Annotated in this window: 18 protein-coding genes and 1 pseudogene; 8 read left to right on the top strand and 11 right to left on the bottom strand. The window is 59.1% G+C overall.

Annotated elements, in window-relative coordinates; genetic code table 11:
* Window positions 1-501 precede the first annotated feature (501 nt).
* The 8 genes and pseudogenes from JOE29_RS22930 to JOE29_RS22895 all read left to right on the top strand — a co-directional run bounded on the left by JOE29_RS22930 (window position 502) and on the right by JOE29_RS22895 (window position 9,081).
* Window positions 502-717, top strand: coding sequence for a hypothetical protein (locus tag JOE29_RS22930; RefSeq protein ID WP_003392450.1), 216 nt, complete (start codon window positions 502-504; stop codon window positions 715-717).
* A 110-nt stretch (window positions 718-827) separates the two neighbouring features.
* Complete coding sequence (locus JOE29_RS22925; protein ID WP_137983484.1) at window positions 828-1,775, top strand: RHS repeat-associated core domain-containing protein; 948 nt, start codon at window positions 828-830, stop codon at window positions 1,773-1,775.
* Between the two features lie 71 nt (window positions 1,776-1,846).
* Window positions 1,847-2,905, top strand: a complete 1,059-nt coding sequence (locus tag JOE29_RS25530; RefSeq protein WP_245226739.1) for an RHS repeat-associated core domain-containing protein — start codon at window positions 1,847-1,849, stop codon at window positions 2,903-2,905.
* Window positions 2,906-3,101: 196 nt separating this feature from the next.
* Window positions 3,102-3,331, top strand: a pseudogene (locus JOE29_RS22915) (RHS repeat-associated core domain-containing protein); the annotation flags it as partial.
* Window positions 3,305-3,478: a hypothetical protein gene (locus JOE29_RS22910; RefSeq protein WP_177205333.1), complete on the top strand. Its 174-nt coding sequence runs from the start codon at window positions 3,305-3,307 to the stop codon at window positions 3,476-3,478. The pseudogene JOE29_RS22915 and the gene JOE29_RS22910, both read left to right, overlap by 27 nt.
* A 304-nt stretch (window positions 3,479-3,782) precedes the next feature.
* Window positions 3,783-4,901, top strand: coding sequence for an efflux RND transporter periplasmic adaptor subunit (locus JOE29_RS22905; RefSeq protein ID WP_044312640.1), 1,119 nt, complete (start codon window positions 3,783-3,785; stop codon window positions 4,899-4,901).
* The gene (locus JOE29_RS22900) at window positions 4,898-5,983 is read left to right on the top strand and encodes an efflux RND transporter periplasmic adaptor subunit (protein WP_024649145.1); all 1,086 of its coding nucleotides are present in this window, start codon (window positions 4,898-4,900) and stop codon (window positions 5,981-5,983) included. The genes JOE29_RS22905 and JOE29_RS22900 overlap by 4 nt, the downstream gene beginning before the upstream one ends.
* The gene (locus tag JOE29_RS22895) at window positions 5,980-9,081 is read left to right on the top strand and encodes an efflux RND transporter permease subunit (RefSeq protein WP_137983483.1); all 3,102 of its coding nucleotides are present in this window, start codon (window positions 5,980-5,982) and stop codon (window positions 9,079-9,081) included. The genes JOE29_RS22900 and JOE29_RS22895 overlap by 4 nt, the downstream gene beginning before the upstream one ends.
* Before the next feature lie 69 nt (window positions 9,082-9,150).
* Here the strand turns inward: JOE29_RS22895 and JOE29_RS22890 are convergent, their stop codons facing one another.
* The 11 genes from JOE29_RS22890 to tcyJ all read right to left on the bottom strand — a co-directional run bounded on the left by JOE29_RS22890 (window position 9,151) and on the right by tcyJ (window position 20,755).
* Window positions 9,151-9,774: a class I SAM-dependent methyltransferase gene (locus JOE29_RS22890; RefSeq protein WP_003392437.1), complete on the bottom strand. Its 624-nt coding sequence runs from the start codon at window positions 9,772-9,774 to the stop codon at window positions 9,151-9,153.
* A gap of 56 nt (window positions 9,775-9,830) precedes the next feature.
* Complete coding sequence (locus JOE29_RS22885; RefSeq protein ID WP_010429748.1) at window positions 9,831-10,475, bottom strand: methionine ABC transporter permease; 645 nt, start codon at window positions 10,473-10,475, stop codon at window positions 9,831-9,833.
* Window positions 10,465-11,595 (bottom strand): methionine ABC transporter ATP-binding protein, encoded by a 1,131-nt coding sequence (locus JOE29_RS22880; protein WP_024693454.1) that lies wholly within the window; start codon window positions 11,593-11,595, stop codon window positions 10,465-10,467. The genes JOE29_RS22885 and JOE29_RS22880 overlap by 11 nt, the downstream gene beginning before the upstream one ends.
* Window positions 11,592-12,380, bottom strand: a complete 789-nt coding sequence (locus JOE29_RS22875) for a MetQ/NlpA family ABC transporter substrate-binding protein (protein WP_003392434.1) — start codon at window positions 12,378-12,380, stop codon at window positions 11,592-11,594. Before JOE29_RS22875 ends, JOE29_RS22880 begins: the two co-directional genes overlap by 4 nt.
* A 568-nt stretch (window positions 12,381-12,948) precedes the next feature.
* Window positions 12,949-14,307, bottom strand: coding sequence for an LLM class flavin-dependent oxidoreductase (locus JOE29_RS22870; protein WP_024649743.1), 1,359 nt, complete (start codon window positions 14,305-14,307; stop codon window positions 12,949-12,951).
* Window positions 14,307-15,512: an SfnB family sulfur acquisition oxidoreductase gene (locus JOE29_RS22865; RefSeq protein WP_137983482.1), complete on the bottom strand. Its 1,206-nt coding sequence runs from the start codon at window positions 15,510-15,512 to the stop codon at window positions 14,307-14,309. The genes JOE29_RS22870 and JOE29_RS22865 overlap by 1 nt, the downstream gene beginning before the upstream one ends.
* A gap of 25 nt (window positions 15,513-15,537) precedes the next feature.
* Window positions 15,538-16,710 carry an SfnB family sulfur acquisition oxidoreductase gene (locus JOE29_RS22860; protein ID WP_003430234.1) on the bottom strand — a complete coding sequence of 391 codons (1,173 nt, stop codon included), beginning with the start codon at window positions 16,708-16,710 and terminating at the stop codon, window positions 15,538-15,540.
* 538 nt (window positions 16,711-17,248) lie between these two features.
* Window positions 17,249-17,968 (bottom strand): hypothetical protein, encoded by a 720-nt coding sequence (locus JOE29_RS22855; RefSeq protein WP_003430232.1) that lies wholly within the window; start codon window positions 17,966-17,968, stop codon window positions 17,249-17,251.
* Window positions 17,969-18,545: 577 nt separating this feature from the next.
* On the bottom strand, window positions 18,546-19,289 hold the full coding sequence (tcyN, locus tag JOE29_RS22850) for an L-cystine ABC transporter ATP-binding protein TcyN (protein ID WP_210079890.1): 744 nt from the start codon (window positions 19,287-19,289) through the stop codon (window positions 18,546-18,548).
* A gap of 3 nt (window positions 19,290-19,292) precedes the next feature.
* Complete coding sequence (gene tcyL, locus JOE29_RS22845; RefSeq protein ID WP_003341471.1) at window positions 19,293-19,961, bottom strand: cystine ABC transporter permease; 669 nt, start codon at window positions 19,959-19,961, stop codon at window positions 19,293-19,295.
* Window positions 19,958-20,755 carry a cystine ABC transporter substrate-binding protein gene (gene tcyJ, locus JOE29_RS22840; RefSeq protein WP_003341469.1) on the bottom strand — a complete coding sequence of 266 codons (798 nt, stop codon included), beginning with the start codon at window positions 20,753-20,755 and terminating at the stop codon, window positions 19,958-19,960. The genes tcyL and tcyJ overlap by 4 nt, the downstream gene beginning before the upstream one ends.
* Between the last annotated feature and the right edge of the window lie 43 nt (window positions 20,756-20,798).

Here is a 20,798-nt window from a genome sequence, read left to right as displayed (position 1 = left end):
GCATTTCTGGACGCTCTGCGTCCGATCCTGAACGTGTGACGCGGAGCGTCACGAAGGGCGTTCTCACGCAGAGTGAGGAACGATAGGCGATCTCAGGAGCACCATCGTACCCATGCTCCGCGTGGGTATGCACTTCCGGACGCTCTGCGTCCTCTTCTGAAAGATTCAGGTTACTTCCGCTCACGAAAAACCTGTCCTGCAGGACCTTTCCTTCAGTCTTTTCTCTTTCCTGCGTATGACCTTTCCTAGAAAATCCCGGGCCCTTGTGCCTGCCAACTCTGCACACTAGGCTGCGTCGGTCGCTGATTTTTTCAGCGACCGGGTTTAGCAGCCTGTACAGAGATACGCAGCGCAATTACCGTTTTATGGCGGCTTTGCGTGGGGCACTTTCGAGTGCGCCGGGTCTGTGTTCTCTACCGGTCTGCTAACCCGCGTCAAAGTCGCCACCCTTGTTTGTTTAGCAGCGAACATCTGATGGCCCTACTCGCAGAGGCACACATGATGATCAACTCAACCCCGTCCCCGCCGCTCCCCAACTCTCTGGAAGACTCTCTGATGCAGGTCAGCGACATACTGCGCTGTGCCTCGGCCACCGCGTATGAAACCGGTGACAACCTCGATGGCCTGAAACGTGATCTGGCGTTCTCGGTGGTGCATCTGATCAATATGGCCAAGGCCGAGCTGGAGCGCTCGCTGGAATGCGTCCAGAACCCCTGAAAGCCCTGATGCAACCTAGCAGTTCTACGAGTAGCCGCTGCGGTCCCTGCAATGCATTGTGTGCTTGAAGAGGCCCGCCTCGCTGATCAAGACCACTCCGGTTACTCGCCATGCGCCAGCCAACCACATCGTGCCATTACCGCTACGACGCGCTTGACCGGCTCGCGGCTCGCACGCCTGCGATAGGAACCATTGCCCGTTCGTTCTATCAGTCCGACACGCTGGTCAGCGAAGTTCAGGGGGCGGAACACCTTCGTTTCCTGCATCGCGACCGTCAGTTGCTGGCCATGCAGTCAGCGCTAGCCACGTTGTTGATCGGCTCGGACCAACAGCACAGCGTGCTCCACACCGTATCGGCCGGATTGCCTGGCCCTATCGCCTACACCCCTTACGGGCATCGGCAAGCATTGAACCAGCTGCCAGGCTTCAACGGTGAGCGACCCGATCCGTTGACCGGTCATTATCTGCTGGGCAATGGTTATCGCGCCTACAACCCGGCACTGATGCGTTTCAACAGTCCGGACAGTATGAGTCCGTTTGGCAAGGGTGGTATGAATGCGTATGCGTACTGCGCGGGGGACCCGGTTAATCGGTCTGATCCGACCGGGCATGAGGTGGATGTTGGTCAGGTACTTTCATTTGTCTGGATAGGGCTCGGCTTGTTCGGTGCTTTCGTGGGAGTAAAGACGGCTGTTCCTGCGATAAAGGCTATCGCCAAGGGCAGTGCACCCTTATCAACGAAACTGACAGCGGCCTCAGCAGTCGGCCAGCTTGCAGCCAGCAGCGTATTTACAGTAAGCCGGGTAATCAATGCGGTCGATCCTGACGCTCCTGCTGCGAATATTTTGCTCGCGACGGCAATAAGCTTGTTGATTCCAGTGCTAGCTGTTCGGACAGTCAGCCCACGCATCAAGCGTTGGGAGGATGCAGGGACCAATATAGAGCTGGTTAAGCAAGGGCCTTCAAGGGGTGTAGTTGCTACTGCCGCTGTACACATTCGAAGACCATCCGTCAGGGGTCATCAGCCAAACGATTCTGATACAGCTATTTGGTATTGATATGTTTTATCTGTACATGATTTCTCCAGGCTGACTCACTTGAGTGCTTACTCCATCATCAAGGATCGATCATGGCTATTCTCTGCAAGTACACCTACGACCCGCTGGACCGCGTATCCACAGTGACGCCGTTGGCCCAGGCCGTCGCCAACCGCTTCTACAATGGCGAGCAACTGATGACCGAGTTGCACGGCGACAGGCAACGAACCTGTATCCGTGCAGGCGCACAATGGCTGGCGCAACAGAGTAGGGAGGGCGATGAGGTCGTGACAATGATGGTCGCCAGCGACCTGCACAACAGCGTTCTGCATGCGAGTGAAGACGGACACCAGGCGGACATTGCCTACTCGCCTTACGGTCACCATGACATTGCCCAGGCCCTCGATGGAATGCCCGGTTTCAACGGCGAACCGAGCGACCCTCTCACCGGTTATTACCTGCTTGGCAACGGTTATCGCGCCTACAACCCAGTGCTGATGCGCTTCAACAGCCCGGACAGCCTGAGCCCGTTTGGCAAGGGTGGCGTGAATGCGTATGCGTATTGCGCGGGAGATCCGGTCAACCGGGTTGATCCGACAGGGCATGAAAGCGCGTGGTTTTGGGTGGGTTTAGGTCTGTCGGTACTCGGCGCGCTTGGAGGGGTGCGAGGAATGATCGCATCGAGGGGGGCCAAGACAATGGCAGTCTCGGCCGCCGGCTTATTAACAGGTGGTGCTGGCGTTATTCCAACGATAGGGTCAATGTTGACGAAAGACGCGCACCCCGAGACCAGCTCAATACTTAACTATGTAGGATTTGGCTTAGGAGTCGCTTCGACAGTGCTTAGGCGGGGCTCCTTAGCTGCGAGACGAATCAGTAAAAGACGCATTATTCAAGCTAGAGCAAGGCAGAACGACGCGAAAAGAGCAGCGCAAGCTCCTAACCCCGACAACGATCTACCGCCTCCGTATGAGCTACCGCCATCGTATGATCAGGCATATCCAGATTCTCGCTCCCGAGACATCGCTAGGACGAGGGCTTTTGACACTTCTGGCTCATCAATAAGGTCAAGGGATTCGTCCGACATCCCTTTACAGAACGTGGGGAGCAACGCTCAGGCTACTAGCGCAGATATCAGAACGCCCACTTAGTGAGTGCCGTCTTGATGCCATCCAGCCTTCTGCCAGAACCTGGGCGATTTTACAGAGCCATGACAACCCATGAGCTTGTTACCCAGGTCACCCGGACTCTTGCTTTCGGGTGACCTACTGATAGTTTTGCCAGTGGACGGTCGGCCCCGACGGGCTCACGCTAAAGCCCTGACTTCGTCATCATCAGGGAACGATAATGGCCATCCTCTGCAAGTACACCTATGACCCGCTGGGCCGCGTATCCACAGTGACGCCCTCGGCCCAGGCCGTCGCCAACCGCTTCTACAACGGCGAGCAACTGATGACCGAGTTGCACGGCGACAGGCAACGAACCTGTATCCGTGCAGGCGCACAATGGCTGGCGCAACAGAGTCGGGAGGGCGATGAGGCCGTGACAATATGATTGCCAGCGACCTGCACAACAATTCAGAGCAGTTGCCTACCATTCATAGAACGGGCTATCCCAAAAACAAGAGGTTAACCAAGAAAAGATTCAAGCAACATTTGTCAGAAGTAGACAAGATGGAAGCAATAGTAGAAGAGCCTGTCGATTCAATTCGTGCAGGTCATTGAGAGTCGTTTAGTCCTGGTCGTTTAGTCCTATAAGCTACCTGCACTTTTTCAAAGAGGCCCAAGGTCATTTCTTTCCTGAAATTTGAACGGGCAACACTATAAAAGCCGGAGGCAGAGCGCGCCCGGACCTATCTTCAGGGCAAAGAGCTTGTGAATCAGCCGTCTCATGTCGCAACGTCCGAGTCATCGTAAACGTGTTCTGATCACTCCCCCAATGAACCCTCCCTCTCGCACACAGTCGCATACTCACGCTATTCTCTCGCCCTGATCACGCCCGCATCCGGCAGTTGCACAAGGAGTCTGCATGCCCGTTCGTATTTCAAGACTGGTTACGTTCGGTCTGGCCGCTGCATTGGCGGCGCTGGCCGGTTGTGGCGAGGAAAAACCGGCGGCGCCCGAACTGCCCAGAGTTTATGTGCAGACGGTAAAAAGTGCCGACTTCGCCGCCAGTGTCGCCCTGACCGGTGATGTTCAGGCGCGAGTGCAGACCCGTCTTTCGTTCCGGGTCAATGGCAAGATCATTCAGCGTAATGTCGATGTGGGCGATCGGGTCACTGCCCGGCAGGTGCTGGCGCGGCTCGATCCCAAGGATCTGCAGATCAATGTCGATTCGGCCGCTGCTGCTGTGGCCGCCGAGCAGGCCCGCGTGAATCAGGCCAGCGCTGCTTTCGTTCGACAACAAAAACTGTTGCCCAAGGGCTACACCAGTCGTAGCGAATATGACTCTGCACAGGCCGCCTTGCGCGGTAGTGAAAGTTCGTTGAAGGCGGCGCAGGCGCAATTGGCCAATGCCCGTGAACAACTGGGTTATACCGCTCTGGTGGCCGATGCACCGGGTGTGATCACCGCGCGTCAGGCTGAAGTCGGGCAAGTGGTGCAGGCCACCATGCCGATTTTCGATCTGGCGCGCGACGGTGATCGCGATGCGGTGTTCAATGTCTACGAGTCGCTGTTCGTCAAGCCGCCGACCAATCAGGCTGTGCAGGTCACGTTACTCGATAACCCGAACATCAAGGTCAGCGGCAAAGTGCGCGAAGTGACCCCGGCGGTATCCGCGCAGACCGGCACCTTGCAGGTCAAGATCGCTCTGGACCCGTTGCCTGAAGGCATGGACCTGGGCTCGGTGGTCAGCGTGGCGCTGAGCGCACCGGCCAACGCCAGTGTCGAGTTGCCATGGGCAGCGCTGACCAAGGACCTCGGCGAACAGTTGGGCAAGCCTGCCGTGTGGGTGGTGGACGAGCAGGGCAAGGTCAATTTGCGCAAGGTCACCGTCACCCGTTACCTGACCGCCAAAGTCATCATTGGCGACGGGCTCAAGAGTGGAGAGAAAGTCGTGGTGGCAGGCGGACAGTTGTTACATCCGGACATGCAGGTCGAAATTGCCGAACAGCCCAAGCAACAGAACGCACAGGTGCAGCCATGAAGCGTATGTCGTGCCTGCCGCTGGGCGGCCTGCTGTTGAGCGGTTTTCTATTGAGCGGCTGTGGCAAGGATGAAACACCTCCCGAGCCGGTGCGCCCCGTCGTCTTCGTCGAAGCAAAGCCTGAGTCGAATCAGGATTTCGGGCGTTTCGCCGGCAACATCCAGGCGCGTTATCAAAGTGTGCTGGGCTTTCGTGTCGCGGGGCGCATTGCCCGACGCGACGTTGACGTAGGTGCTGAGGTCAAGAAAGGCGATTTGCTCGCAACCCTCGATCCGACCGATCAGCAGAACGCCGTGCGTGCCCGGCAGGGCGACCTGGCCAATGTTCAGGCGCAGTACATCAACGCCCAGGCCAATGCCCGCCGTCAGCAGGAGCTGTTCGATCGCGGCGTCGGTGCCCAGGCGCAACTGGACATCGCCCTGACCGATCTGAAGACCGCCAGTTCGTCGCAGGAGCAAGCCAGAGCCGCGGCTCAACAGGCCCGCGACCAATTGAGTTATAGCGAGCTGCGCAGTGATCACGATGCGGTGGTCACCGAATGGAAGGTCGAAGCCGGGCAGGTGGTGACAGCCGGTCAGGAAGTCGTGACCCTGGCGCGGCCGGACATCAAGGAAGCGGTGATCGACCTGCCCGATACGCTGGCCGAGCAATTGCCTGCCGACGTGGTATTCACCGTCGCCAGTCAGCTGAATCCGGAAGTGAACACCACTGCCACCATTCGCGAAATCGAACCCCAGGCCGACCGCACGACACGTACTCGCCGTGCGCGTCTGTCGCTGGCGCAAACGCCAGCGGCGTTCAGGCTGGGCACGGCCATCAGTGTGACGCTCAGCTCGACCATCACGCCGCGCATGCGTCTGCCGATCAATGCCCTGCAGGAAGTCGATGGCAAACGCCAGGTCTGGATCGTCGACTCGCAGAGCCAGACGGTGAACCCCAGAGCGGTGACTATTGCCAGCCGTGACAGCGACTCCTTTGTGCTGACCGATGGCGTCAAAGCAGGTGAAAAAGTGGTGAGCGCGGGCGTCAACAGTCTCAAGCCGGGCCAGAAAGTCAAAGTCGATGAGGAAAGCCCGCGATGAAAGGGAATTTCAATTTATCCGAGTGGGCCATCAAGCATCAGTCGTTCGTCTGGTACCTGATGTTCGTCGCGCTGTTGATGGGCGTGTTTTCCTACATGAAACTGGGGCGCGAGGAAGACCCGTCCTTCACCATCAAGACGATGATTATCCAGACCCGCTGGCCGGGCGCGACGGTGGACGAGACCCTCGAGCAGGTCACCGACCGCATCGAGAAGAAGCTCGAAGAGCTGGACTCGCTGGACTACGTGAAGAGCTATACCCGACCGGGTGAGTCCACGGTTTTCGTGTACTTGCGTGATACGACCAATGCCAAGGCGATACCGGAAATCTGGTATCAGGTGCGCAAGAAAGTCGATGACATCCGTGGCCAGTTTCCGCAGGGGCTGCAAGGCCCGTCGTTCAACGACGAGTTCGGTGATGTGTACGGCTCGATCTATGCGTTTACCGCAGACGGTTTCTCGATGCGTCAGTTACGTGACTACGTCGAGAAGGTTCGCGCCGACATCCGTGACGTGCCCGGCCTTGGCAAAGTCGAGATGATCGGTCAGCAGGACGAAGTGCTGTACCTGAACTTCTCGACACGCAAACTCGCGGCACTGGGCATTGACCAGAGCCAGGTGGTGCAAAGCCTGCAATCGCAGAACGCGGTGACGCCTGCCGGGGTGATCGAAGCCGGGCCGGAGCGGATTTCGGTGCGTACCTCCGGCCAGTTTGCTTCCGAGAAGGATCTGGCTGCCGTCAATCTGCGCATCAATGATCGTTTTTACCGTCTGAGCGACATTGCTGACATCTCTCGTGGTTACACCGATCCGCCCAAGCCGCTGTTCCGCTTCGATGGCAAACCGGCGATCGGCCTGGCCATCGCGATGCAGAAGGGTGGCAATATCCAGTCGTTCGGCAAGGCGCTGCATGAGCGTATGGACGCTACAACGGCGGAGCTGCCAGTCGGCATTGGTGTGCACAAGGTATCGGATCAGGCCGAGGTGGTGAACAAGGCCGTGGGCGGCTTCACCAGCGCGTTGTTCGAGGCGGTGATTATCGTGCTGTTGGTCAGCTTCGTCAGCCTTGGGTTTCGTGCAGGGTTGGTGGTCGCGTGTTCAATTCCGCTGGTACTGGCGATGGTGTTTGTATTCATGGAATACAGCGGCATTACCATGCAACGGATTTCCCTCGGCGCGCTGATCATCGCCCTCGGCCTGCTGGTGGATGACGCCATGATTACCGTGGAAATGATGGTCACACGGCTGGAAATGGGTGAATCCAAGGAGCAGGCGGCCACGTACGCCTACACCTCGACAGCGTTCCCGATGCTCACCGGTACGCTGGTGACCGTGGCCGGCTTTGTGCCGATCGGTCTGAACAACAGCTCGGCGGGGGAATACACGTTCACGCTGTTTGCTGTCATCGCCGTGGCGATGCTGGTGTCGTGGGTGGTTGCCGTTCTGTTTGCGCCGGTGATCGGCGTGCACATTCTGAGCGCCAACATCAAACCGAAATCCGAAGAGCCAGGCCGCATAGGTCGGGCATTCAACGGCAGCATGCTCTGGGCCATGCGTCATCGCTGGCTGGCGATTGCCATCACGGTAGGGTTGTTCGCCGCGTCGCTGTTCTCCATGCAGTTCGTGCAGAACCAGTTCTTCCCGTCTTCGGACCGCCCGGAAATTCTGGTCGACCTGAACCTGCCGCAGAGCGCCTCGATCAACGAAACGCGCAAGGTGGTTGATCGTTTTGAAGCGAGCCTCAAGGACGACCCGGACATCGAGCGCTGGAGCACCTACATTGGCCAAGGCGCGTTGCGTTTCTACCTGCCACTCGATCAGCAACTGGAAAATCCGTTCTACGCCCAGCTGGTCATTGTCAGCAAAGGCCTGGAAGAGCGTGGCGCGTTGACTGCCCGTCTGCAAAAACGCCTGCGTGATGACTTCGTCGGCATCGGGTCGTATGTGCAGGCGCTGGAAATGGGCCCGCCGGTGGGTCGTCCGTTGCAGTATCGTGTCAGCGGCGAGAACATCGACAAGGTGCGTCAGCACGCCATCGAGCTGGCCACGCTGCTCGACCACAACCCGCATGTGGGCGAAGTGATCTACGACTGGAACGAGCCGGGCAAGGTCCTGCGCATCGACATCAATCAGGACAAGGCCCGGCAGTTGGGGCTGTCGTCGGAAGACGTCGCCAAGCTGATGAACAGCGTGGTCAGTGGTTCTACCGTGACTCAGGTGCGCGATGATATCTATCTGATCAATGTGGTCGGGCGTGCCGAAGATGCCGAGCGCGGCACACCGGAAACCCTGCAGAACCTGCAAATCGTGACACCGACCGGTACGTCGATTCCGCTGCTGGCGTTTGCCACGGTAGGTTACGAGCTGGAGCAGCCATTGGTCTGGCGCCGCGATCGCAAGCCGACCATCACTGTGAAAGGCGCCGTCCGCGACGCGATTCAGCCAACTGATCTGGTCAAACAGCTGCAACCGGAAATCGACAAGTTTGCCGCAGGCCTGCCGGTCGGCTACAAGGTGGCAACCGGCGGTACGGTCGAAGAAAGCAGCAAGGCACAGGGGCCGATTGCCAGCGTTGCGCCGCTGATGTTGTTTCTCATGGCGACGTTCCTGATGATTCAGTTGCACAGCATTCAGAAGATGTTCCTGGTAGCCAGTGTCGCGCCTCTGGGGCTTATCGGCGTGGTGCTGGCGCTGATCCCGACGGGGACGCCACTGGGGTTCGTGGCGATTCTCGGGGTGCTGGCGCTGATCGGCATCATCATCCGTAACTCGGTGATTCTGGTGACCCAGATCGATGCCTATGAAAAAAGCGGTTATTTGCCGTGGGACGCCGTGGTCGAAGCCACCGAGCATCGCCGTCGTCCGATCCTGTTGACGGCTGCAGCGGCCAGCCTGGGCATGATCCCGATTGCTCGCGAAGTATTCTGGGGGCCGATGGCCTACGCCATGATCGGCGGTATCATCATCGCCACGCTGCTGACCTTGCTGTTCCTGCCAGCGCTATACGTGGCCTGGTACCGCATCAAGGAGCCAACCGACGAACAGCGTCAGGAAGCCGAAGAAAAGAACGAAGATGAAAACGCGCAGCCTGCGCATTGATGATCGTTCCAACGCTCCGCTTTTGATGATCGTCCCCACGCTCTGCGTGGGGATGCATTTCTCGACGCTCTAGCGCCGCCAGACACTCGCCAACCACGGCTGCTGCTCTCTCGGCAATCCGGCGGGGCGGTAGTAATGTTCCAGTTCGACAAAGCCTGCTTCGGTCAGCAATTCGCGCCATGATTCCAGGTCGTGATAAGCGCCGTAACGTTCGCCGTTCCAGCCTTCCTGATTCTCACCGCGCGGGTTGGAGCTGAACAGCACGCCGCCCGGTTTGAGCGTGGCATGCAACTGACGCAGAACGCGTGGCAGTTCCTGTTTGGGGATGTGGAACAACACTGCGTTGGCGAAGAGGCCATCGAAGCGGCCGTGCGGCAGGTCGAGTTCGAGGAAGTTCTGCTGCAGCACTTCGCAACCGGTCTCGGCACGGGCCATCTCGGCGAAACGTTCGGAGCCGTCGAGTCCGACCGCCACATGGCCCATCGCGGTAAACGCTTTCAGGTCGCGGCCCGGCCCGCAGCCAAAGTCGAGAATCTGCCACGGTGCCGGTCCTTCGATATGCCGCAGCAGGGCGTCGATATTCTGGCTGACGTCGTGGTCGCGGGTGCCTTCGCGGAAGTCGTCAGCCACGCTGTTGTAATTGCCGAGGGTCGCGGCGGTGATCTGCGCAAGGGTCTGTGGGTCGAGTTTCATCAAGGGCGGTCCGGTAAAGGAAGACCGCCAATATACCCTCGCTGCGTTGCGGCTGCTTAGCGCCTGTCGAAGCTGCGTGCCAATCGGTCGCCGCCCAGTTGCACCAGCGCTACGACCGCAACCAGCAAGACGATCACTGTCAGCATCACCTGCGTGTCGAAGCGCTGATAGCCATAGCGATAGGCAATATCGCCCAATCCGCCTGCACCGATGGCACCGGCCATGGCCGATGAGTTGATCATGGTCACCAGGGTAATGGTGAAGCCACCGACGATACCGGGGCGCGCTTCCGGCAGCAGCACATGCCAGATGATGTGCCAGCGCCGACAGCCCATCGCCTGCGCGGCCTCGACCAAACCATGATCGACCTCGCGCAGGCTCACTTCAGCGATCCGCGCAAAGAACGGCGTGGCGGCAATGGTCAGCGGCACGACGGCTGCCCATACGCCATAAGTGGTACCGACGATCATCCGCGTGAACGGAATCAGCGCGACCATCAGGATCAGAAACGGAATCGAGCGAAACAGGTTCACGAAGCCGCCCAGCACCCGGTTGATCCCCGCTGCTTCGTAGATGCCGCCTTTGGAACTGGTCACTAGGATCACTGCCAGCGGAATGCCCAGCAACAGTGCGATCAATGACGACACACCGACCATCAGAAATGTGTCGAGGGTGCCTTGTAGCAAGCGATCAACCCACATAACCCAATACCTCCGCGCGTGGCGCCAGTGTGCGGGCGCGCGTCAGTAGCTCGTCCCGGCTGTGCGGCGAGCCGGCAACCGACAGAATGAGATGCCCGATGGCGCGCTCCTGAATCCGCTCGACCCCGCCCTGCAGCAATTGCACCTTGCCGCCCAGCGCGGCAAACAGCGCAGCCAGATCCGGCCCTTCGTCACTGACACCGGTAAAATGCACGTCCAGCAGCAGGGCCGCATCGTGTCGTTGCGGCTGATCGCTCAGGCGCTCGGCCCACTCTTTAGGCAGCCCGGTTTGCAGCGGCGCCAGCAAGGTTTTGCTGACGTCGTGCTGCGGGTCGCCAAACACCTGCCATACCGGCCCCTGCTCGACGACTCGCCCCTGTTCCAGCACCACGACGCGGTGGCAGATGTCACGGATCACCGCCATTTCATGGGTGATCAGCACGATGGTCAGGCCCAGGCGCTGGTTGATCTCGCGCAGCAGGCCGAGGATCGACTGGGTGGTTTCCGGGTCCAGTGCCGAAGTGGCTTCGTCGCACAACAGAATCGCCGGGTCGTGCACCAGCGCGCGGGCGATGCCGACACGCTGTTTCTGCCCGCCGGACAGCTGCGCGGGATACGCCTTGTGCTTGTCCTGCAAACCCACCAGCTCCAGCAACTGCGAGACCTTGCGCGCGCGTTGCTCCTTGGGCACGCCGGCGACCTTGAGTGGCAGTTCGACGTTCTGCCAGACGGTCTTGGCCGACATCAGGTTGAAGTGCTGGAAGATCATGCCGATGCGTCGGCGCAGCTCCACCAGCTTGTCTTCGTCGAACTCGCCGATGTCCACCTGATCGATCAATACGCGACCGCTGCTGGGTTGTTCCAGGCGGTTGATGGTGCGGATCAACGAGGATTTGCCTGCGCCGCTGCGACCGATAATGCCGAAGATCTCGCCGCGCTGGACGGCCAGATCGATATTGCCCAGCGCCTCCACCGGGCCTTGCTTGCCATGATAGGTCTTGCCCAGGTTGATGAAGCGTACATGCGCGCGATTCAGCTCCGGGTGCAGTTCGGCCTGTTGCGCCCGCTGACCTGCGCCCGCTATGTCGAGTGGCCGTTGGCGTTGCGCGGTTGCGGTCATTCTTTCCACCCGGCCTGGTAAAGCTTGCCGTTGACCTTGTCCAGTGAGGCGCGGACGACGGGCGAGTGCTGGTAAATATCGACGAATTTTGCCAGACGCGGGTCATCCTTGTGATCAGGCTTGATCACGAACTGAATCACGTATTCCGGGTGGTCCATGCCGTCGAACAGGATCGCCGAGTCAGCGGGAAAGGTCTTGGCCAGACGGATGTAGGCGGGGTAGCCCTGCACCAGATCGGCATCGTCGTAGGCTCGCACCAATTGCACGGCTTCGACCTGAATGAGCTTGAGTTTTTTCGGGTTGGCCGTGATGTCTTCCTCGGTGGCCTTGTAACCAACACCTTCCTTGAGCGTGATCAGCCCGGCCTTGGCCAGCAGTTGCAGGCCTCGTCCGCTGTTGATCGGGTCATTGGCGATGGCCACGGTAGCGCCGGTCGGCAGTTCGTCGAAGCTTTTGTACTTTTTCGAGTACAGACCTACGTTGTTGATGATCCCCGGTGCGTAAGGCACCAGACCGAAGCCGGCGGCTTCGTTGGCGTTGGTCAGGAACGGGATGTGCTGAAAGTAGTTCACGTCGATATCGCCGGCAGCGAGGCTGACATTGGGCGCGATCCAGTCGGTGAACTCGACCAGCTCGACCTTCAGGCCCTGCTTGCCAGCCTCTTCGACAGCGGCTTCGAGCGGTATGGCGAAGGCTGCCGTGGTCCCGACTTTCAGGGGTTTATCGTCGGCGTAAGCGGTCAGGGTCAACAGACCGAGGGCCAGTGCAGCGAGGGTTTTGCTCATGATGCGGTCCTTTTAAAAATCCCTAAGTCTCGTCCCCACACCTTGTGCTTATTGCTCCCACAAGACCTGTGTACAACGCCAAGCGCTTCAGCGTGGGGGCGCATGTCGTCATCAAATACGGCGGCGTGCCGTCCCCGGCAGCGCCTCGCTCCCACAAGATTTGTGTACAACGCCAAGCGCTTCAGTGTTGGGGCGCATGTCGTCATTAACTACGCCGGTGTGCCGTCCCCGGCAGCGCATCGGTCCTGTGGGAGCGAGCTTGCTCGCGAATAGGCCAGTGCAGACACAAAAAACAGGGCGTCTGGACAATCGCTTTCGCGAGCAAGCTCGCTCCCACAAGATTTGTGTACAACGCCAAGCGCTTCAGCGTGGGGGCGCATGTCGTCATCAACTACGGCGGCGTGCCGTCTCCGGCAGCGCATCGGTCCTGTGGGAGCGAGCTTGCTCGCGAAGAGGCCAGTGCAGCCACAGAAAACAGGGCGTCTGGACAATCGCTTTCGCGAGCAAGCTCGCTCCCACAAGATTTGTGTACAACGCCAAGCGCTTCGGCGTGGGGTGCATGTCTTCATCAAATATGTCGGTGTGCCGCCCCCGCATGCCGTTGCGGTAAACGGTCGGTGCCTTGCGGAAACAGTTTTTTGCGCAAGCTGCCGTCCTGGTAAGCGGTCTTGTATGAGCCCCGGCGTTGCAGCTCCGGGATCACCAGGTCAATGAAATCCTCGTAACTTTCCGGGGTGACGATGCGGGTCAGGTTGAAGCCGTCCAGGCCGGTTTCCTCGATCCAGGATTCCAGTTCGTCGGCGACCTGTTCGGGCGAGCCGATCAAGGTGATGTAGCGGCCGCCCAAGGCGTGCTGGTCGAGCAGTTTCTGGCGCGTCCAGTCGTTGTTTTTCAGGTTTTTGGTCGCGGACTGAATCGCGTTGTTTTTCACGTACTGAATGGGTTCGTCCAGTTCGTATCGGGAAAAATCGATGCCCGTCGAGGCTGCGAAGTGCGCCACGCCGGCTTCGGCGCTGGCATGGCGGCGGTATTCGGCGTGTTTCTCCCGAGCCAGTGCTTCGGTGGCCGCGACGATCACGTTCAGGCCCATGAACACCTTGATGTCCTCCGGATTGCGCCCGGCCTGCACGGCACTGGCGCGCACCTTGTCGACCTGCTCGCGGGTCGCTGCCTTGTTCTGCCCGCTGATGAACACGCATTCGGCGTTCTGTCCGGCAAACTGCAGGCCGCGCTCCGAACTGCCGGCCTGAAACAGCACCGGCGTGCGTTGCGGCGACGGCTCGCAGAGGTGATAACCCTCGACCTGATAGAACTCGCCCTGATGCCTGACCTTGTGGACCTTGCCCGGCTGGGCGTAGACGCGCTGTTCGCGGTCGTTGATCACGGCATCGTCTTCCCAACTGCCTTCCCAGAGCTTGTACAGCACCTCCAGGTACTCGTCGGCTTGATCGTAACGGCGGTCGTGTTCGTTCTGCTCGCTGAGGCCCATGGCCCGCGCCGCGCTGTCGAGGTAGCCGGTGACGATGTTCCAGCCCACCCGGCCACGGCTCAGGTGATCCAGCGTCGACATGCGCCTGGCAAACAGATAGGGCGCGTCGTAGGTCAGATTGGCGGTCAGGCCGAAGCCCAGATGTCTGGTGACCCCGGCCATGGCCGAGACCAGCAGCAGCGGATCGTTGACCGGCAACTGGATCGCCTCCTTGAGGGTGACGTCCACCGAGTTCTGATAGACGTCATACACGCCCACGATGTCGGCGATGAACAGGCCGTCGAACAGTCCGCGTTCCAGCAGTTTCGCCAGGTCAGTCCAGTATTCCAGGCTGTTGAATTGCGTCGAGGTGTCCCGTGGATGGGTCCACAGGCCATGGTTGATATGGCCGATGCAGTTCATGTTGAACGCGTTGAGGAGGATCTTTTTACGCGCCATCAGATCGTCCCTCGCAAGGGAGGATTAGTGTCGTTGAGGTAGTAATTGCCGATGGCATGAAACTTCCAGCGTACCGGGTCGTGCAGGGTATGAACGCGCGCATTGCGCCAGTGGCGATCCAGGCCGTGTTCGGCCAGTGTGGATTGACTGCCCGCCAGTTCGAACAGCGTGCTGCCGGCTGCCAGGGAAATCTCCGTACTGATGGCGCGCGCTTCGGCCACGGCGATCGACGCAGCGGCGACAGTCTCGGCATTGCTGTCGGCCTGAGCGACATCCAGAAACTCACCGGCGCGCTCAAGCAGTGCTTCGGCGGCATGCAGGCGAATACCCAGCTTGCCGAAGCTGTGCAGCGTCAACGGGTCGTCCACAGCCTTTTCGATACCCGAATCGATCCATGGCCGGGTACGCGTCTGCACGAACGCCAGGGCGTCCTCGAAGGCAGCACGGGCAATACCGGTGTCGATCGCGGCGTGGAGAATCTGCGCCAGCGGCCCGACCGTGGTGGGGCGCTGGAAGGCGCTCTGGAACGGCACCACATCGCGGGCGCTGACATACACATTGTCGAACACCACCGAGCCACTGCCCGTGGTGCGCTGCCCGAAACCGCTCCAGTCATCGATGACACTGAGACCCTCGCTGTCGTGCGGCACGAACACCAGTTGCTGCACACCCTCGTCGTCAACGACCGAGGTGGGAATACGTTGCGCATACAGCGCGCCGGTGGCGTAGAACTTGCGGCCGTTGATGCGATAACCGTCCCCGTCGCGGCTCAGGCGAGTGGTGCGGTCATGTGCGGTTCTGGTCCCCAGTTCGGCCAGCGCATTGCCGAAGCGTACGCCTGCCAGTGCCTCGGCGTACAAGCGCGCCTGCTGTTCCGGACTGCCGTTCACACGCAGCACTTCCAGAGCGTAAAAATGGTTTTGTGGAATCTGGCCCAGCGAGCCATCGGCTTCGGAAATCAGCTGGATCACCTTGGCCAGGGTGATGTTGGAAACACCCGCGCCGCCAAAGGCTTGCGGCACACTGATGCCCCACAGACCGGACTGGCTGAACAGCTCGAGTTCGGCATGCGGCAAACGGCGCTCGCGATCGCGATGTGCGCTGTCGGTTTTCAATTGCAGGGCCAGTTCGCGGGCTACATGCAGGGCCTGAGCGTCACTGGTGATCAGCGCCGCGTTATCGCGCGCTTTTGGGTTGGAACTCATGAAGGGGTTTCTCCAGTGGTCTGGTTCAGATCCAGGAATGGCGAGCAGGCAGGGTGCCGTTCAAATGCCAGGTGCCGACCGCGTGGTATTTCCAGCGCACCGGGTCATGCAGGGTGTGGACCCGCGCGTTGCGCCAGTGGCGATCGAGATTGAACTCGGCCAATGTCGCGCGGCTGCCTGCCAGTTCGAACAGCTTCTCGCTGGCCAGCAGCGAGATCTCGGTGGTCAGTACCTTGGCTCGCGCCACCGCGATGGAGGCGCGGGCTGCCGAGTGCTCATCGATAGGCGCAGCGCTGATCTCGTCGAGCTCCTGGCCCGCCTTGCGCAGCAGGGCTTCTGCCGCGTGCAGTTCGAGTTTCAGCTTGCCGATGTCGGCGATCACGTAGAGGTCATCGCTGGCGCGCTCGACGTTGGCGTCGATCCATGGACGGGATTTCTCGCGTACAAAAGCAATCGCATCGTCGATGGCGCCGCGCGCGATACCCGCGTCGATCGCGGCCTGGATCAGTTGCGAAACCGCGCCCTGAATGTTCGGCGTCAGTGACAGGCGCCAGTTATCGACCACCAGCGCAGCGTCCACCGGCACGTTGTCGAGCAGTACCGTGCCACTGGCGGTGGTGCGCTGGCCAAAGCCCGACCAGTCATCAACGATGCGCAGGCCCGGAGTGCCACGCTGGACGAAGGCCATTATCTGCCGCCCCTGGTCATCCAGCGCCTTGACCGCAACCCAATGTGCGAACAACGCACCCGTGGAATAGAACTTCTGTCCGGTGATGCTCAGACGGTCACCGTTGGTGGTGATCCGTGCCTTGAGTTCCAGGGTATTTTTGGTGCCACGCTCGGGCCCTGCGTTGCCGATGCGCCAACCGTTCAGCACGCTCTGGAACAGCGTTTTCTTCTGCTGCTCGGTGGCGCTGCTCTGCAGCAAGTGCAGAATGCCGAACTGGTTTTGCGGAATCTGTCCCAGTGCCGGGTCGGCAGCAGAAATGATCCTGAAGACTTCGGCTACCGTGACGAACGACACTTGCGGGCCGCCGTACGCGCGCGGGATGGAAATACTGCCCAGTCCACTGCGGGTGAACTGTTCGATTTCAGCCCATGGCAAGGCGCGTTGTCTGTCGCGATTGGCGGCATTGATCTGCGCGGCCGCCGCCAGGTCGTGGGCTGCTGCAATGGCTTGCGCGTCGTTTTGCAACACGGTTGCCTTCAGCAGGCGGGGGGCAACGTCAGGTTCTTGTGGAGCCTCGACGCGGTGGGTCGCTACCGTTGCCGGATCAGACTCGCGTCGCTCACCGTCAATCGATACGACCCTGGGTTTGTCCACAGGGGTAGTTGTGAAAGGGACCATCGGAACCTCGTAGCAGTAGGCCGCATCAGGTGCGGCTGGAAAACATCACGATGTCCGGTGGTCCGGTGCATATACCCTAAGCGTGTATAAAAGTTTTTAAAACGTGCTTTTTGGAATAAGCATAGATGGTTATTGTCAGTCGCCAATGCCTGTTTATGTACTCACCTTGCGTAACACAACCTGTTAGACGCCTGCGCAGAAGCAAGTGTGGATGAAACATGGCGTATGCCGAAGCGACGTTGAACTTTCTTACCCGCGTGGCCAATGTTTAATACACGTAATGAGCGTGAATAAATAACGCTGCGTTTTTAGAGTGTTCCGTGCGGTGCTGTCCATTGAACAGTATCGTGGAGTGACGCGGTTTATCCGACTGGCCGTCGTCAGGTATTCAATGCCCCAGCGGTTGGATCTTTATTATCCGGGGCGGTGCCCAAAGCGAGTTGTTGCCCACCCGGTCGATGACACAGTAACTCACTTCCAGCCGTTGCTCGTCTCCGCCTTCGCGTATCAACTCAGGCGGTACAACCAAATCGACCGGCTCACCGACATCGTCGGCGGTGAGCGGCGGCAGGTCCATACGCAGATCGCCCCAACGTATGGTGATCTCGTCGTGAACAGCCATGTTCAGATAAGGCTCGATGGTCATCGGCAAGCCGCCCTCCAGGTGTCTGCGCGAAAGGCCGTGGCGTATGACCGAAGGCGCCACATAGAGTGGCGCCAGCCCCTGGTTTTCTTCCGTATTGGCGCTGACCAGCTGTCCTCCCGGTGCGTTGAGCTTGACCCATAGCTTGCGGCAGGGCGAGGTCACGGGTACTCCGCCTATCTTCATGACCCGGTAGTAGGTTCTCGCCTTGCCATTCTGCAGAAAGCTTTCCGGCACACGTAGGATGACCGGCTTGCCGACGTCGGATGCCTTCAAAATTGTTGACGCGACGTAACAACCGTCCCAAAACAGTTCGATCAGATCGCCTTCTTCCATGCTGCCGTAGGGATCAACATGAACAACGAGTTGAGAGGCGTTCCTCACGCCTATGCCATGCCGGCTCGCCAGCGGTACAGAAGGGATCGGCAAGCTCAGGGGGTGGGCGTTGCACGTGCTTTGATTCATGTCGGGGTGCTCCTGATAATCAATAGTTCAAGTAAAGAATCGTCATAAGTTGTCATGTTCAAGTAATAAAGTGTGCGGTTCAGGCAGGGGGATAAGTACCTTAAATATCCAAGTTATGGCAAACATTACAAACGGTATGAATTGTGTACTTGAAACTTTGCTGCCTCACTGGAATGTGTGAAGTAGATGAGCTAATGGGCTTTGCGGGCGCTTGTCAATGTGCGAAGTGCATTTAAGGCTTGTTTACTTGAAAACCGGATACTTCCTACGCTGTATGTTTGGAACCGTTGACTCCCCACTAAACAACTGTCCTACCACAAAGTATCAATGGCAACAGACTGTAACCGACGGGATTAAGGCTGTAAGGGAACGTCTGGCAAGACGGGCACGCAACGGCGCAGCCGGCCACGGATCAGGGCGCAGAACGGACGTACGCTAATTTTATTATTTCGATGATTTTTCGGAAAATTACGCGGGAATTCAGCAAGGATATTGAACGATCAATCCTTCCAGAAATGTAAGAAAAAAGCAGCGCGACTGAATACACGCTGCTTTTTGCGCAGGCTGATCTTCCTGATCAGGAGCGGGTACGCTCAAGAAACTGCCTTGTGCGTTCTTCTTTCGGGTTGGCAAACAGCGCTTTGGCTTCGCCTTGCTCCACGATCACTCCCTTGTCGATGAAGATCACCCGGTTGGCGACGTCCCGGGCAAAGCTCATCTCGTGAGTGACGATGACCATGGTGCGGTTCTCTTCAGCCAGAGCGCGAATGGTGGTCAGCACCTCGCCGACCAGCTCCGGGTCCAGGGCCGAGGTCGGCTCGTCGAACAGGATCACTTGCGGCTCCATCGCCAGCGCCCGTGCAATCGCCACGCGCTGTTGCTGCCCGCCGGAAAGGCGTCGCGGGTAAGCGTCTTCCTTGCCGCTGAGGCCTACCTTGGCGAGCAGCTTTCTGCCCAGCGCCTCGGCGGCTTCGCGGGCCACCTTCTTCACCACCACCGGGCCTTCGATGACATTTTCCAGTGCGGTGCGATGCGGAAACAGATTGAAGTTCTGAAACACGAACCCGACCTGCTGACGCAACTGGCGGATCAACCCCTGCTGCTGGTTCATGGAGCGAGTGCCATCAATCTCGATGTCACCGACCTTGATTCTGCCACTGTCAGGGGTTTCCAGCAGGTTCAGGCAGCGCAGCAGGGTGGTCTTGCCCGAGCCGCTGGGCCCGATGATGGCCACCACTTCCCCGGCTGCGATACGCAGATCAATGCCCTTGAGCACCTGATTGCCTTTGAATGCCTTGGTGAGTTTTTCAACCACTATCATGTGTCAGGTCTCCAGATCGTGCCGGTTGACCCTGGCTTCCAGCTTGTTTTGCAGGTGCGAGAGCGCCGTTGCAAGGATCCAGTAGATCAGTGCAGCGGCCAGGTACATGGTGAATATTTCGAAGGTGCGTGCGGTGATCAACTGCGCCTGACGGAACAGCTCCGGGACCTGGATGGTGGCTGCCAGCGCCGTGTCCTTGACCAGCGAGATAAAGCTGTTGCCCAGTGGCGGCAATGCGGTACGTGCGGCCTGCGGGAGGATCGCCCGACGCATGGTCTGCCAGCGGGTCATGCCGATACTGGCCGCTGCCTCCCACTGGCCGCGCTCCACCGAACTGATGGCCGCGCGCAGGATTTCGCAGGCGTAGGCGGCCATGTTCAGGGAAAAACCGATCAGTGCGGCGCTCAGCGGTTCGAGCTGGATACCCAGCTCCGGCAGGCCGTAATAAATCACGAACAGCTGCACCAGCAAGGGCGTGCCGCGAAAGAACGACACGTAGATACGCGCTATCCAGTTCACTGGTTTGATACGCGAGAGGCGCATCAACGCCAGACCGAAGCCCAGCAGCAAACCGAAAAACATCCCGCCAATACTGAGGAAAACCGTGTAGTACGCGCCCTTGAGCAGGAAGGGCGCGGAGTCCAGCGCGAGCTGAAGGCTCTCTTCAATCATTTGGTGACGTCAGCGTTGAAGTACTTTTCCGACAACTTCTTCAGCGTACCGTCGGCACGCAGCTTGTCGATTGCCTTGTCGATGGCCGCCAGCAATTCAGGCTCGCCTTTACGCAGGGCAATGCCCGATTCCTGGCGGGAGAATGCGTCGCCCGCCGGGACGAGTTTGTTTTTTGTCTTGGCAGCCATTTCCAGAGCGGCCAGACGGTCAACGAGGATCGCATCAATACGACCGACACTCAGGTCCTGGATCTTGCTCGGGTCATCGTCATAGGTTTTGACGATTGCGCCCGGAACGTTTGCCTTGAGCCATTCCTCGTAGTTGGTGCCCAAACCTACACCGACCTTTTTACCCGTCAGGTCTTTGGCGGACTTGATCGCGTCTTCGTTCTTCTTCAAAACCAGCGCCTGAATACCGGACACGGTGTAGGGCTCGGAGAAGTCGTACTTCTTCTTGCGCTCGTCGGAAATGGTCACCTGGTTGATCACCACGTCCAGACGCTTGGAATCCAGAGCGGCCAGGATGCCATCCCATTTCGACGGCTGGATCTTGGCCTTCACACCCAGTTCCTTGGCCAGCGCTTCGGAAAACTCGACTTCGAAGCCGGTGAGCTTGCCGCTCTCATCCACAAAGCTGAACGGTGGGTAAGTGCCTTCCAGGCCGACATTGAGCGTACCGCTGTCCTTGATTTTCTGCAGTTGCTCGCCAGCCATGGCTTGCCCGGCGATACCGGCACTGAGCATCAAGCCCATTGCCGAGAAAAGAAACGTACGACGAATAGCGGAAATGTTCATGCGAGCCCCTTGTTGGTATGGAAGTGTCTGGCCATTTTCTGAC

It is taken from the genome of Pseudomonas sp. PvP009, from assembly GCF_017832995.1.
In the GTDB taxonomy this organism is placed as follows: domain Bacteria; phylum Pseudomonadota; class Gammaproteobacteria; order Pseudomonadales; family Pseudomonadaceae; genus Aquipseudomonas; species Aquipseudomonas syringae.
The sequence above is the reverse complement of the archived record's forward strand: the minus strand, read 5'-3'. Positions and strand labels throughout refer to the sequence as shown.